The organism is Kribbella sp. VKM Ac-2568, from assembly GCF_004345365.1.
Lineage (GTDB): Bacteria > Actinomycetota > Actinomycetes > Propionibacteriales > Kribbellaceae > Kribbella > Kribbella orskensis.
On sequence record NZ_SLVF01000009.1, the window covers coordinates 72,686 to 86,017 of the forward strand.

11 protein-coding genes are annotated in these 13,332 nt (G+C 68.8%); 6 read left to right on the forward strand and 5 right to left on the reverse strand.

The window, feature by feature from the left end:
• Positions 1-2: 2 nt before the first annotated feature.
• Positions 3-1,721 (reverse strand): 2-isopropylmalate synthase, encoded by a 1,719-nt coding sequence (gene leuA / locus EV648_RS25810; RefSeq protein WP_132296945.1) that lies wholly within the window; start codon positions 1,719-1,721, stop codon positions 3-5.
• A 309-nt stretch (positions 1,722-2,030) separates the two neighbouring features.
• Between leuA and EV648_RS25815 the strand changes: the two genes are divergently transcribed.
• Positions 2,031-2,750, forward strand: coding sequence for a hypothetical protein (locus EV648_RS25815; RefSeq protein ID WP_241995603.1), 720 nt, complete (start codon positions 2,031-2,033; stop codon positions 2,748-2,750).
• 100 nt (positions 2,751-2,850) lie between these two features.
• A complete protein-coding gene (locus tag EV648_RS25820) occupies positions 2,851-5,451 on the forward strand; it encodes a glycosyltransferase family 4 protein (RefSeq protein ID WP_132296947.1) in 2,601 nt (866 codons plus the stop codon).
• A 9-nt stretch (positions 5,452-5,460) separates the two neighbouring features.
• On the opposite strand, the gene EV648_RS25825 is transcribed toward EV648_RS25820, so the two are convergent.
• Entirely contained in the window at positions 5,461-6,042 is a 582-nt protein-coding gene (locus tag EV648_RS25825) for a dienelactone hydrolase family protein (RefSeq protein ID WP_132296949.1), read from the reverse strand.
• Positions 6,043-6,111: 69 nt separating this feature from the next.
• Here EV648_RS25825 and EV648_RS25830 point away from each other — a divergent pair, with 69 nt between their 5' ends.
• The 4 genes from EV648_RS25830 (at position 6,112) to EV648_RS25850 (ending at position 10,267) form a co-directional block, all read left to right on the forward strand.
• Positions 6,112-6,699 carry a transcriptional regulator gene (locus EV648_RS25830; RefSeq protein WP_132296951.1) on the forward strand — a complete coding sequence of 196 codons (588 nt, stop codon included), beginning with the start codon at positions 6,112-6,114 and terminating at the stop codon, positions 6,697-6,699.
• Between the two features lie 1,114 nt (positions 6,700-7,813).
• Positions 7,814-8,173, forward strand: coding sequence for a YciI family protein (locus EV648_RS25840; protein WP_132296954.1), 360 nt, complete (start codon positions 7,814-7,816; stop codon positions 8,171-8,173).
• A gap of 9 nt (positions 8,174-8,182) precedes the next feature.
• On the forward strand, positions 8,183-9,418 hold the full coding sequence (locus EV648_RS25845) for an RNA polymerase sigma factor (protein WP_132296957.1): 1,236 nt from the start codon (positions 8,183-8,185) through the stop codon (positions 9,416-9,418).
• A gap of 81 nt (positions 9,419-9,499) precedes the next feature.
• A complete protein-coding gene (locus EV648_RS25850) occupies positions 9,500-10,267 on the forward strand; it encodes a DUF427 domain-containing protein (protein ID WP_132296960.1) in 768 nt (255 codons plus the stop codon).
• 33 nt (positions 10,268-10,300) lie between these two features.
• Here the strand turns inward: EV648_RS25850 and EV648_RS25855 are convergent, their stop codons facing one another.
• From EV648_RS25855 to zwf, 3 genes are all read right to left on the reverse strand, one after another.
• Positions 10,301-11,224, reverse strand: a complete 924-nt coding sequence (locus EV648_RS25855) for an ornithine cyclodeaminase family protein (protein ID WP_132296963.1) — start codon at positions 11,222-11,224, stop codon at positions 10,301-10,303.
• 58 nt (positions 11,225-11,282) lie between these two features.
• Complete coding sequence (locus EV648_RS25860) at positions 11,283-11,795, reverse strand: methylated-DNA--[protein]-cysteine S-methyltransferase (RefSeq protein ID WP_132296966.1); 513 nt, start codon at positions 11,793-11,795, stop codon at positions 11,283-11,285.
• A 67-nt stretch (positions 11,796-11,862) separates the two neighbouring features.
• A complete protein-coding gene (gene zwf, locus EV648_RS25865) occupies positions 11,863-13,245 on the reverse strand; it encodes a glucose-6-phosphate dehydrogenase (RefSeq protein WP_132296969.1) in 1,383 nt (460 codons plus the stop codon).
• Between the last annotated feature and the right edge of the window lie 87 nt (positions 13,246-13,332).

Genomic DNA, 13,332 nt, shown 5'->3' on the forward strand with positions numbered 1-13,332 from the left:
AGTCAGCGGGTGGCGCGGTTGATGGCGGAGACGACCGCCTTCAGCGACGCGGTGAGGATGTTGGCGTCCCGGCCGACACCCCAGAAGACCTCGTCGCCGACCTCGCACTCGACGTACGCCGCGGCGAGCGCGTCACCTCCGGCCGAGAGCGCGTGCTCGTGGTAGTCCAGCACCCGTACGTCGTACTTCAGCGGCTGGATCGCGTCGACGAAGGCCGACACCGGGCCGTTGCCCTCGCCGGTCAGCTCGTGCGGTACGCCGCCGGAGTACACCTGCACGCGGAGCTGGTCGCCCTGGCCCTCGCCGGACGTCGAGTTGACCGTGAGCAGCGACAGCTTGCCCGGCGCCAGGTACTCGGCCGCGAAGATGTCCCACATCTGCTGGGGGCCGACCTCGCCGCCCTCGGAGTCGGTGTGCTGCTGGATCACCCGGCTGAACTCGATCTGCAGCCGGCGCGGCAGGTCGAGCCGGTGCTCCGACTTCATGATGTAGGCGACGCCACCCTTGCCGGACTGCGAGTTGACCCGGATGACGGCCTCGTACGAGCGGCCGACGTCCTTCGGGTCGATCGGCAGGTACGGCGCCTCCCAGGCGATCTCGCCGACCGGCTTGCCCTCGGCCGCGGCCTGCTTGTCGAGCGCCTCCAGGCCCTTCTTGATCGCGTCCTGGTGGGAGCCGGAGAAGGCGGTGTAGACCAGGTCGCCCGCGTACGGCTGGCGCTCGGGGACGCGCATCTGGGTGCAGTACTCGACGGTACGGCGGATCTCGTCGATGTCGGAGAAGTCGATCTGCGGGTCGATGCCCTGGCTGAACAGGTTCATCCCCAGCGTGACCAGGTCGACGTTGCCGGTCCGCTCGCCGTGACCGAACAAGCACCCCTCGACCCGGTCCGCCCCGGCCATCAGGGCCAGCTCGGTCGCGGCCACCGCAGTACCGCGGTCGTTGTGCGGGTGCAGGCTGATCGTGCTGTGCTCGCGCCGGGTCAGGTTGCGGCCGAACCACTCGATCTGGTCGGCGTACACGTTCGGGGTCGACATCTCGACGGTGGCGGGCAGGTTGAGGATGATCTCGCGGCCCTCGGCGGGCTGCCAGACGTCACTGACCGCCTCGCACACCTCGAGCGCGAACTCCAGCTCGGTGCCGGTGAAGATCTCCGGGCTGTACTGGTAGCCGAACTCGCAGTCGCCCAGCATCTCGTCGGCGTACTTCATCACCGTCTCGGTGCCGCGGACGGCGATGTTGCGGCACTCGGCCTTGTCCACGTTGAAGACGACCCGCCGGAACAGCGGCGCGGTCGCGTTGTAGAGGTGGATCGTCGCCTTCGGCGAGCCCTGCAGCGACTGCACGGTCCGCTCGATCAGCTCCTCGCGGGCCTGGGTCAGCACCGAGATGGTGACGTCTTCGGGGATCGCGTCCCCCTCGATCAGGCTGCGAACGAAGTCGAAGTCGTACTGGCTGGCGCTCGGGAAGCCGACCTCGATCTCCTTGTACCCCATCCGGACCAGCAGGTCGAACATCCGGCGCTTGCGGGCCGGCGACATCGGCTCGACCAGGGCCTGGTTGCCGTCGCGGAGATCGGTGGACAGCCAGCGCGGCGTCCGGTCGACGGACTTCGTGGGCCAGGCCCGGTCCGGCAGCTGGATCGGCGGGAACGCGCTGTAGCGCTGGACCGGCATGCCAGAGGTCTGCTGAACGGGCTTGGGCTGATTCTTCGGTGCCATGATGCGGGTTCTCCTCGCGGGAAGCGTGTACTACGGGGTCGGGATGCGACCGGCGTACGACGAAACTCCGCGGCGAGGGAACCGGCCTACGTCAGGCCTCGCCGCGGCAGCGAAGGAGAAGAAGCTGGTGCCGCATGATGCCAGCGAGTCTATGCACAACCCCATCCAGAGGTCGAGCCGGGGGTCTCGCCAACCGAGACAAATCCGTCACCGGGAGTAGTACTTCCGAGTGTCACGGTCCGGCCCCTGATCTTGCGTCAGCGCCGGATCAGCGTCACAGTCCGTAACATGGGGACGTGTTCGAGATCCATGAGACCCAGTCGGCGACAGGTCTTACTGGCCGGCACCGTCGTGGCTGCTTCGACTGTCGCGGTCACCGAGACGGCTACCGCCGCCGGGGGCTACGGATCCGGTGACATCGTCGACTGGCGCGGGTTCAGCCGGGCGATCTCGAGCGAGGCGATCATCAGGAGCGTCCTGGCCCGCAACGGGGTTTTCATGTTCGGCGACAGCATCGCGGTCCAGGACGGCAGGTCCCTGGCGACCCGGCTGGCCGGACGGACGGGTGATCCGCTGGCCGTGCACAACTGGTCCGGCCGCCCGACGACCCCCGCCGTCGACGTGCTGGCGCAGTGGGCCCAGAACTATGGACTCCCCCGCCGCATCCTGATGGCGACCGGGACCAACGACATCTTCAATCCTCCGGTCTTCGCCGGCCAGGTCGACCGGACGATGGCCATCGTGGGCCGCACCCGCACCGTGGTCTGGGTCAACGTGCAGATCGCCCGGACCACCCAGCCGGCGGCTGTCCAGGTCGCCGACCAGCGCAACGGCGCCTGGATCAACCTGCAACTGTGCGAGGCGCAGCGACGCCACCCGAACCTGCGCCTCGTGCGCTGGGCCGAGTACCTCGCCGCCAAGCCCACCCGCCTCACGGTGTACCTGCGGTCAGGCGTCCACACCACGGTCCCGGCCGGGCAGAATGCCCGCAACGAACTGATCGTCCTGGCACTGGCGGCAGCCAGGTAGGTCACGACCGCGACCAGGCGAGAACTCTCGGCTACCATCTTCCGGTCTGGACCCGGGAACCGACCCGGGGCAACCGTGTAAGACGATCGAGGGGAACCGGGTGTCCGAGAAGTCGACGCCGGCCAAGCCGCATGTGGTGATGATGGTCGCCAACGACATCAGCAACGACGCGCGGGTGATCAAGGAAGCAGTGGCGCTGGCGCAGACCGATGTGCGGGTCACGCTGCTCGGCGTCGCTCCGGCCGGCAGCGCAGCCAACCTGGACTCCCTCGACCACCGGGTCGTGATGATGCGGTTGCAGGGCGCCTTCCCGCTGCGGGACGACCGGATCCGGCGGCGGAAGCAGCGGCGGGCCCGCCGGCTTCCGCTGGTGGGGTACCGCCTGACCTCCGACTCGGTCGTGCAGCAGATCCGGATCGACGCCCAGCTGGCCGATCTCAAGGCCGAGTCCGGGCGAGCCGCCGCGGACCGCAGGGCGGGATCGGCCGGTGCGCTGGGCTACAAGCTCGGAGTGGTGGGCCGCGGGCTGCGGCAGCGGAGGCTGCGGCTCGGCCAGCAGAGCATCACGGTTCGCAAGGGCCTGACCCGCCGGCAGAACAAGCTGTTCGCGTCCGGCTGGAAGACCTGGGACGACGTCCAGGCCAAGACCGAGCGGCCGGTGAACTGGCGCAAGGTCGTGCCCGAGGCCTACGACTACGAGAAGATCTTCGGTCCGGTGCTCGACGAGCTGGCGCCAGATGTGCTGCACGCCCACGACATGCACCTGATCGGCGTCGCCACCCGCGCCGCCGGTCGCGCATCGCTGCGGGGCCGCAAGCTGAAGGTCGTCTACGACGCGCACGAATACGTTCCGGGCCTTTCCAGGTACCACCCGCGGACACCGCGCTTCATCGCCGCCTGGGCCCAGCACGAGCGCGAGTACATCCGCAGCGCCGACCGGGTGATCACGGTCAGCCCGGCGATCGCGCGCAGGTTGCAGACCGAGCACCGGCTCGACCGTGAGCCGACCGTCATCATCAACACGCCCAGCCAGTTCGAGGGCACGGCCGACGTCGACGACCTGCGCAGCCAGGTCGGGCTGGCTGACGACGTCCCCCTGCTGGTCTACAGCGGTGGCGTCACCCGCGCCCGCGGCGTCGAGACCGCGGTCCAGGCGCTCCCCCAGCTCCCCGGTGTCCACCTCGCCGTGGTCTGTGTGCCGACCACGAAGATGAGGCCCGTCGACGAGTTGCGGACCCTGGCGGAATCGCTGGGCGTCGAGGACCGGGTGCACTACGTCGAGCCGGTCGGGCCGGACGAGGTCACCTCGTTCCTGCGCACCGCCGACATCGGGCTGATCCCGATCCTGCGGTTCCCCAGCCACGAGATGGCCTTGCCGAACAAGGTGTTCGAGTACATCTTCGCCGGGCTGCCCGTGGTCACCAGCAACATGCCGAGCCTGACCGAGTTCGTGAACGAGACGAAGATCGGCGAGGTCTTCGAGGTCGAGAACCCGACCGACCTGGCCGCCAAGGTCTCCCGCATCCTGGCGGACCCGGCGCCGTACCGGGAGCGGGCCGGCGACACCGAGCTCCGCCGCGAGGTCTCCTGGGAAGGCCAGGCCGACCAGCTGCGGAACCTGTACGCCGACCTCGTCGGCAGGGAACTGCCGGTGGATGCCGCTCAGCCGGCCCCACGGCAGGTCTTCATCGGCCCCGCCAACATCGCGGGCCAGGCCGGCCAGTGGGCCAAGGCGATCCAGCGCAACAACCCGGGCAGGTCGGCGGTGTCGATGCGGATCGAGGCCGGCCTGCAGGACTTCCCGGCCGACTGGACCGTCAGGCGGGAGCGGTACAAGTCGAGCGCCGCCTGGCGGGCGGAGACCGCGGACTACCTGCTGCACAACGTTTCTCACGTGCTGTTCGAGAGCGGCAGGCCGATCCTCGGTCAGTCGTCCGACGCCTGGTTCGGCAACGACCTGCCCGTGCTCGACACCGCGGGTATCAAGCACGGCGTGATCTTCCACGGGCCGGAGGTGCGGGACCCGCGCCGGCACGCCGAGATCTACCCGCACTCGCCGTTCACCGACCGCGAGGACAAGGCGACGACTCAGCTGCAGGTCGCCGTCGAGCTGATGCAGGCGCACCTGAAGGACTACGCAGGACCGCGCTTCGTCGCCACCCCCGACCTCCTCGAGTTCGTCGAAGGCAGCGTCTGGCTGCCCGCGGTCGTGGACCTGGATGACGACGCTCCGGCGCAGCCGGTCCTCGAACGCGACAAGCCGGTGGTCCTGCACGCACTGTCCAGGACAGATCTCAAGGGCACGGCCGACATCGACGCCGTCCTCACAGAACTGCACTCGAAGGGCCTGATCGAGTACCAGCGGGTCGAAGGTGTCTCCCATGCCGAGCTGACCAAGCTGGTCCGGGACGCGGACATCGTCGTCGATCAACTGCTGCTCGGTGCCTACAGCGCCTTCGCGGTAGAGGCGATGGCCGCCGGACGAGTCACCGTCGGCCACGTCGCCAAGCATGTCCGGGACCTGCTCCCGCTGGAGCTCCCCATCGTCGAGGCAACCCCGGACACCCTGGGCGACGTCATCGAGCAACTCGTATCCCAGCGAGGACCCGCCCGGGCAGCAGCCGCCGCCGGACCGCAGTACGTCAAGGAACTGCACGACGGGCGCAAGTCCGCCGAGGTCCTCGCGACCTTCCTGCAGTAGCCGGGGAGCTCAGCGGATCGGTTCGAGGAAGCTGAGCACCCGGGTCATCAGGAGGGCGGTCGCGTCCCTGTCGAAGGCCGGCAGGGACGAGTCGGTGAAAAGGTGCTCCTTACCGGGGTAGAGGAACAGTTCTGCCTGGTCGGTGGAGGCGACGAGAGCGCGGGCCGAGGCCAGGTCGCCGTCCTCCTCGGTGAAGAACGGGTCGGCGTCCATCCCGTGCACCTGGACGGGAACACCCTCGGGCCAGGCCTCGCCGAACTCCGAAACCGGGACGCACGAGTGGAACAGCAGCGCTCCCTTGGCTCCCGGACGGGTCTGGGCCAGCTCCTGAGCCGGCATGCCGCCGAGTGAGAAGCCCGCGTAGACCAGCGCGTCGCCGAGCCCCTCGGCTGCGGCGATCCCGCGCTGGCTGACCGTGCCGAAGCCGGTCTGCCGCGCGTAGTCCAGTCCCTCGTCAAGGGTGCCGAAGGTCTTCCCCTCGTACATGTCCGGCAGGTGCACGGTGTGACCCGCCTGGCGCAGTTCGTCGGCGAAGGCCCGCACCCCCTCGGTCAGTCCCTGCGCGTGGTGGTACAGCACTATCTCGGCCATGGTCTGCTCTCTTTCGGCGCGAATGATCCAAATATCTCGAACAAACCGTGATGCTAGTCTAATCCGATCATGGCGATCAATCCCCCGGTCCCGGACTACGACCTCAAGGACACCGTCGAACTCACCACGGCCGAGCAGGTGCGGGCAATCAGCGACCCGCTCCGGACGACGATCCTCGGCCTCCTGCACGAGCGCGCCGCGACCGTGACCGAACTGGCCGCCGCGGTCAAGCGGCCCAAGAGCACCGTCGCGCACCACGTCAACGTGCTCGCCGACGCCGGCCTGCTGCGCGTAGTACGGACCAGGCGGGTCAGGGCGATCGAGGAGCGGTACTACGGGCGCGCCGCGCGAATGTTCTACATCGGCCTGGGCCGGCGGCGCTCGGACGGCAAGGAGCTCCCGAAGGACTTCAACGACTTCGAGGTCGCCGCGAAGGAGTCCGCGACCGCCTATGACCTGGGTCAGCTGCGCTCCTTCATCCGGCACGCCCGGATCCCCGAGGAACGCGCGGCCGAGTTCTGGAAACGCGTCGACCAGGTGATCCACGAGTTCGACAAGCTCCCCCGCTCCGGCGACACGACCTACGGCTTCACCGTCGGTCTCTACCCGATGATCGACTACCCCACTCTCCCGCCCCGCCCCGACGAAGAGGACTGACCAGGCCCCCTCGGCACCCGAGGAGTCCTGGTCGAGCAGTGCCAGTGCGACGGCGGGGGCGGGGGCGGGGGAGACTCCCGAAACCGGCACCTTGTGCACCACTTGAGCAGATCCCGGCGCCCATGCCACTCAACCGGTGCACACAGTGCCGTCCCCCAGACACTCAGCCGGACCCCGGGGTGGCAGAAACTCCCGCAACGGCACTTTGTGCACCAGTTGCTCAGGTCCCTCCCCCACCCGGACGGGGGGCGGCGGTAACTCCCGCGAAATCGGCACCTTGTGCACCACCTGAGCAGACCCCCGCGCTCCGGCTGCTCACCCGGTGCACAAAGTGGCACCTCAGACACGAAGGCGGGTCCTCGGACACCAAGTGGGGTCCTCGGACACGAAGGCGGGACCTCGGACACCAAGGCGGCACCTCGGACACCAAGGCGGGACCGCGGACACCAAGGGGGGTCCTCGGACACGAAGCAACCTGTCTCCAGCCCCCACAAGGTGTCCGCGGTCCCCACAACCGCACCGGCCACCGGCCCCCCGGGCTCCCGGGCTCCCCGAAAGGTGTCCCAGGCCCCCCACTAGGTGTCCCCGGTCCCCATGACTGCACGCCAGCTGGTCTGGGCCGGTGATCGGGGTCCGATGGCGGGCTGTTCGGCCGCTGGCGCCTTATACAAGCCCGCCAGTCGGCGAACAACCTGCCAGCGCCAGCAGGACGAGCGGTACCCGCGCGAGAGCCGCAGGATTCTCGAGCAGTCCGCCGAGGACGCCCTGCTACTCCAGGTTCCGGCGGCTCACCTCGGCCAGGCCCTCGGTGGTGCTGGGCTCTGGCGACCGCTTCAGCGTCCAGTTGAGGAACAACGCCCGCAGGTCCTCGTACCGGGTCTCGGGCATCTCGGTTCTCCTTCGTGGCACAGGATGTCTGTGAAGACTCAGTGCCGCCAGCGTCCCCCAGGCGTTACAGCGGAGACGGATCCGCCTGCGCGTCGTGCCGGGCTGCAACTCGGCTGAACACAGCGCTGGTGAATTTCGTCCTGTTCTGTCCAGAATCGGTTGTCAGCTCCGATCACTGGGCGAGCCGGTACACCGTGACCGGACGCAGCCCGAGGAGAGATGGCCGATGAAGTACATGATCATGATGTTCGGCGGCATGGGCGAGACCCTGCAGGACCGGTCGCCGGAGTGGATCAGCGACATGCAGAAGCTGCTGATGGGCCTCGACGCGGAGCTCCGGGAGTCCGGCGAGCTCGTCGACAGCCAGAAGCTGATGGACCCCGCCGCCGCGAAGACGGTCCGGTACGTCGCGTCGAAGGCCGCCCCGACGGACGGCCCGTTCGCCGAGGTGAAGGAGTCCCTGGCCGGCTACTGGATCATCGAGGCGACCGAGGAACGGGCGCTGGAGATCGCCTCCACCGTGGTCGACTTCATCGAGTTCCCGATGGAGGTCCGGCAGATCATGGACCAGCCCCCGGAGATGTGACGATCCAGCATGGAGCAACCTGTCGAGGACCTGCTGCGCGAGCTCGCCCCGCAGGTCCTCGCCACGCTCGCCCGGCAGTACGGCGACCTCGACAGCTGTGAGGACGCCACCCAGGAGGCGTTGCTCGCCGCCCTGACCCAATGGCCGGGCGAGGGTGTCCCGAGCCGCCCGCGCGGATGGCTCCTGACCGTCGCCCGCCGATCTCTCGTCGACCACTGGCGCCGTGAGAGCGCCCGTCGGCAGCGTGAAGCGCGGGCCGGCGACTCACAGCCCCGCGCCCTCCCGATCCCGGGTGCGGACGAGCAACCGGCGGATGCCGACGACACGCTCACCCTGCTGTTCCTCTGCTGTCAGCCGACCCTCGCGCCCGCCGCACAGATCGCGCTGACGCTGCGGGCGGTCGGCGGTCTCACCACGAAGGGGATCGCCGGCGCCTTCTTCGTCTCCGAGGCGACCATGGCCAAGCGCATCAGCCGGGCCAAGCAGAATATCGGCCACACCTTCGAGCGCCCGAAGGATCTCGCCGCCGGCCTGGGAGCACTGCTCAGCGTTCTCTACCTGATCTTCAACGAGGGATACACCGCGAGCTCCGGGCCCACCCTGCACCGGGTCGATCTGTCCACCGAGGCGATCCGCATCACCAGACTTCTCCGTCGGTTGATGCCCGGCGACGGCGAGGTGGCCGGCCTGCTCGCCCTGATGCTGCTCACCGACGCGCGCCGCCCGGCCCGGACCGACTCCCACGGCTCGCTGATCCCTTTGGAGGACCAGGACCGCTCACTCTGGGATCAGGTTGCGATCCAGGAGGGCATCACGTTGCTGACCGAGACCCTCGGGCGGTTCCCGGTCGGCCAGTACCAGATCCAGGCCGCGGTCGCCGCCGTACACGACGAAGCACCGACGGCCGCCGACACCGACTGGCCACAGATCCTGGCGCTCTACACCACCCTGGAGCACGTCGCACCGGGGCCGATGGTCACCCTCAGCCGCGCGGTCGCCCTTGCGAACGTCCACGGACCACGGGCCGGCCTGGCATTGCTCGAGACCTGGAACGACGAGGACAAGACCACCCACCGCCTGGACGCCGTCCGCGCCCACCTGCACGAACTCGCCGGCGACACCGGTCGAGCCCGTGACCATTACCTTCGGGCCGCCCGGACGACCGCCAGCCTCCCCGAACAGCGCTACCTCCACCTGCGAGCCTCCCGACTCAACCCGCGGTCGATGCCTGGGAGCCGCTCATGAACCGGCACGGCGGCGGTGTGATCATCGAGGAGGACCTCAAAGCTCCGAGCAACATCCGACGCAGGGCACTAGGAGTGACCGATGCAGGATTACCCAGCGATGAGCGCCGCGGTCGACCGGGTGGAGCCGGTGCCCCGGCGGGTGCGGGCGATGGTCGGCGACGAGGTGGTGATCGACACGACCCGGGCGTTGTACGTGTGGGAGTGGCCGAGCTACCCGCAGTTCTACATCCCGGTGGAGGACGTCAAACCCGGCGTGCTCGTCGACGAGGACCATGTCCAGAAGCTGAAGCGTGGCACCGCTCGCCAGCAGGCCTTGCGGGTCGGCGACATCCATCGTCCGGCGGCGGCCCGCCTGTACGGCGACGACGCGGTCACCGGGTTGTCCGGCACCGTGCGGTTCGAGTGGAGCGCGCTGGACGCGTGGTACGAGGAGGACGAGGAGGTCTTCGTCCATCCACGCAATCCCTACACCAGGGTCGATGCGCTCCGCTCCACCCGGCACGTACAGATCGAACTGGACGGCCTGCCGCTCGCTGATTCGTCCTCGACCGTGATGGTCTTCGAGACGGGGCTCCCGACCCGGTACTACTTCAACCGCACCGAGGTCGACTTCAGCCACCTCGAATGGTCGGACACCGTCACGGCGTGTCCGTACAAGGGAAAGACGACCGGCTACTGGTCGGTCCGTTCCGGCGACGTCCTCCACGAGGACCTGGCCTGGGCCTATGACTTCACCACTGCGGCGCTCGAGCCGATCGCCGGTCTGATCGCCTTCTACAACGAGAAGGTGGACATCACGATCGACGGCAAGGCATTGACCAGGCCGGTGACGCCCTTCTCCAAGTGATCCGCTCAGGTGCCCCAGGCAACAGCTCGAGGGCTACCGCGGCCGACGCTCGCGCCAGGCCGAGTACGCCGTACTGGCGACGGCCAGATCCTGCCAGGCCATGCCGACGCCTTTGAAGACGGTGATTCCGTCGGCGGGTGGCACCCGCGGCCGATCGACGAGATCGACGAGGCGGTCCGCCTCGAGAGCACCGGCAGCGATCGCCTGGATGACGTCGCCGGCTTCGCGAAGCGCCGTCACACGATCCTCCACGACCACGTGACGCGCTCGGCTGAAGACCTTGTCGTCGAGCTCGCGAGCGTCCGGCTCGTGCGACCCGACGGCCACGACGCAGGCGTGGTCGGCGAGCAGCGCGCCATCGAAGACCGGCTGCCGAGCCGTGGTCGCGCAGACCACGACATCGGCACCACGAACGGCTTCGGCGGTACCAACCTCAGCCACCAGGTCGTCGGCGCGGAGCTGGTCGACGAGTGCCCGGACTCGTTCGAGGTTGCGTCCGACGACGGTGACCTTGCGGATCGGCCGCACCGCGCGGATCGCCTCCACGTGCCCCCATGCCTGCGGCCCGGAGCCGAAGACGACAAGCGATTCCGCGTCCACCGCGGCCAGGTCACGGACGGCCAGTGCGGACTGGGCCGGCGTCCGCAGCGTGGTGAGCGCCGTACCGTCGATGAAGGCCTGCGGTGTCATCGTGACAGCGTCGAACAGCACGTACACGGCCTGGATCCTCGGCAGCCCGGCTGCGGGGTTGCCCGGTGCGATCCCGGCCAGCTTGATCCCGACGACCTCACCTGTGGCGGCCGGCATCAACAGGAGCTCCCCGCCCGCGGTGGGCAGGGAGCTCCTGGGTGGACCTGACGCGATCCCCGCGGACAGCGCGTCCGCTATCGCCGTGATCGCGTCGCTCCACGAGACCAGCGACATCAGTTCGGACTCATCGATGTACGGCGGCGTCATCCAGCTCCTCAGGTCGGCGTCAGCGGCTGATCACCTTTCCGAGCATTATCGACGCTGGTCAGAAGAGGCGCTCGGCCCTGACTGCCTCCGGCTCCTCGAGGTCGAGTAGCTTCTGCTTGCGCTTGAGGCCGCCGGCGTAGCCGGTCAGCTTGCCGTTCTTCCCGAGGACCCGGTGGCAAGGCACGATGATGGAGACCGGGTTGTGCCCGACCGCCTGGCCGACCTCCTGGGCCAGCGACTTGTCGCCCAACCGCTCCGCGAGCTCCCCGTACGTCGTGGTCTCGCCGAAGGGGATCTCGTCCAGCAGGGCCCAGACCTGCCGCTGGAACTCGTCGCCCGACAGCTCGATCGGCAGGTCGAAGGTGGTGCGCTCGCCCGCCAGGTACTGCTCGAGCTGGCGGGCCGCCTTCGACAGCAGCACATCGGTGTCGACGGCAACCTCTTCGCCGAGCTGCGCGCGCTCCGGCCTGACCCAGTGGTGCGGGAAGTACAGACCGGTCAGCACGCCGTCCGACGCGACCAGGGTGAGCTCGCCCAACTCGGTCTCGACCACCGCGTGGCGGTTGTTCATGACCTCGAATCCTCTCCTCGATTCAGCTCTCACCTGTTGAACGTCTGAACCTGGCGAGGATGTGAGGCTAGCGGCGCTTGTTCTGCAGGTGGACCGAGTGCCAGGCGGTGTCGTCGACCGACGGTCCCCAGGTGCCGCGCTCGTACGAGGTGGGCTGGTCGGGGAGGTCGAGGACCGGTTCGACGATCCGCCACTGCTCCTCGATCAGGGCCTCGTGGACGAAGCGCTCGGGACGGCCGTCCATGGCGTCGTCGAGGAGTCGCTCGTACGCCTCCTGCTGCGGGCCGAGGGCGGTGGCGAAGTCGACGAGCAGGTCGATCGGCTGGCTCTCCGTCCGCGGTCCGGGCGTCTTCGCCTGTACCTCGATCGCGACGCCGCTGTCGTGCCCGAGGCGGAAGCGCAGCAGGTTCGCGTCCGGCACCTCGAGGTGGCTCGGGATCAGCCCGCGCGGCGGCTGCTTCAGCTCGACGACCACCTCGGTCGCAGTACCGGGGAGGCTCTTACCGGCTCGCAGGTAGAACGGCACGCCCTCCCACCGCGGGGAGTCGATCGTCAGCCGGGTGGAGACGAAGGTCTCGGTGGTGGAATCCGGTGCGACGCCCTGCTCGTCCAGGTAGCCGGCGTACTGACCCCGGACGGTCGAGTCCGTGGTCATCGCGCGCATCTGGTGCAGTACGGCCACCTGGGCCTGCCGGAACGCATCGTTGCCGTCGGCCACCGGTGGCTCCATCGCCAGCAGAGCGGCGATCTGGAGCGCGTGGTTCTGCACGACGTCGCGGATCGCGCCGGCCTGGTCGTAGAACCCGGCGCGGCCCTGCGTACCGAACTCCTCGGCCAGCGTGATCTGCACGCTGGCGATGTGGTCGCGGTTCCACAGCGGCTCGAACAGCGCGTTCGCGAACCGCAGTACCAGCAGGTTCTCGACGGCCTCCTTGCCGAGGTAGTGGTCCATCCGGAAGATGCGCTCGGGATCGAAGGTCGACCCGAGGATCGCGTCGAGCTCCCGGGACGACCGCGGATCGCGGCCGAACGGCTTCTCTACGACCACCCGGCCGCGCGCGGCGAGACCGGCCGCGCCGAGGCCGACGATCGCGTCACCGAACACCGTCGGCGGGATCGCCAGGTAGAACAAGGGGCGCTCGGCCGCCTCCAGCCGCTGCGCGATCTGCTGATAGGTCGCGGGATCCGTGTGGTCGCCGGTGACCAGGCTCAACGCCCCGGCCACCTCGCGCCACGCGTCCTCGTCGACGTCTCCACCAGTGGCCTCGACGATCGCCTTCCGGGCGGCCGTCTCCAACTGCTCGTCATCCCACGCAGACCGTGCGACACCGACCACCGGTACGCCGAGCCGGCCGCGGCGGGCCAGCTGGTACAGGGCGGGGAACAGCTTCTTGGAAACCAGGTCTCCGGTGACGCCGAAGATGACCAACGCATCACTGCGGGTACTCATTGACAACCTTCCGATTCAACTCAGGGCGGTACCGCCTCGGGGTATAACAGCGATCGACCCCGAGATATTCGCTCCGCCGGGGAGCCG

Bases quoted from the DNA above. Each gene is read 5' to 3' on its own strand.
- leuA (WP_132296945.1), bottom strand. From the start codon at position 1,721: ATGGCACCGAAGAATCAGCCCAAGCCCGTTCAGCAGACCTCTGGCATG.
- EV648_RS25815 (WP_241995603.1), top strand. From the start codon at position 2,031: ATGAGACCCAGTCGGCGACAGGTCTTACTGGCCGGCACCGTCGTGGCT.
- EV648_RS25825 (WP_132296949.1), bottom strand. From the start codon at position 6,042: ATGGCCGAGATAGTGCTGTACCACCACGCGCAGGGACTGACCGAGGGG.
- EV648_RS25830 (WP_132296951.1), top strand. From the start codon at position 6,112: ATGGCGATCAATCCCCCGGTCCCGGACTACGACCTCAAGGACACCGTC.
- EV648_RS25840 (WP_132296954.1), top strand. From the start codon at position 7,814: ATGAAGTACATGATCATGATGTTCGGCGGCATGGGCGAGACCCTGCAG.
- EV648_RS25845 (WP_132296957.1), top strand. From the start codon at position 8,183: ATGGAGCAACCTGTCGAGGACCTGCTGCGCGAGCTCGCCCCGCAGGTC.
- EV648_RS25850 (WP_132296960.1), top strand. From the start codon at position 9,500: ATGCAGGATTACCCAGCGATGAGCGCCGCGGTCGACCGGGTGGAGCCG.
- EV648_RS25855 (WP_132296963.1), bottom strand. From the start codon at position 11,224: ATGACGCCGCCGTACATCGATGAGTCCGAACTGATGTCGCTGGTCTCG.
- EV648_RS25860 (WP_132296966.1), bottom strand. From the start codon at position 11,795: ATGAACAACCGCCACGCGGTGGTCGAGACCGAGTTGGGCGAGCTCACC.
- zwf (WP_132296969.1), bottom strand. From the start codon at position 13,245: ATGAGTACCCGCAGTGATGCGTTGGTCATCTTCGGCGTCACCGGAGAC.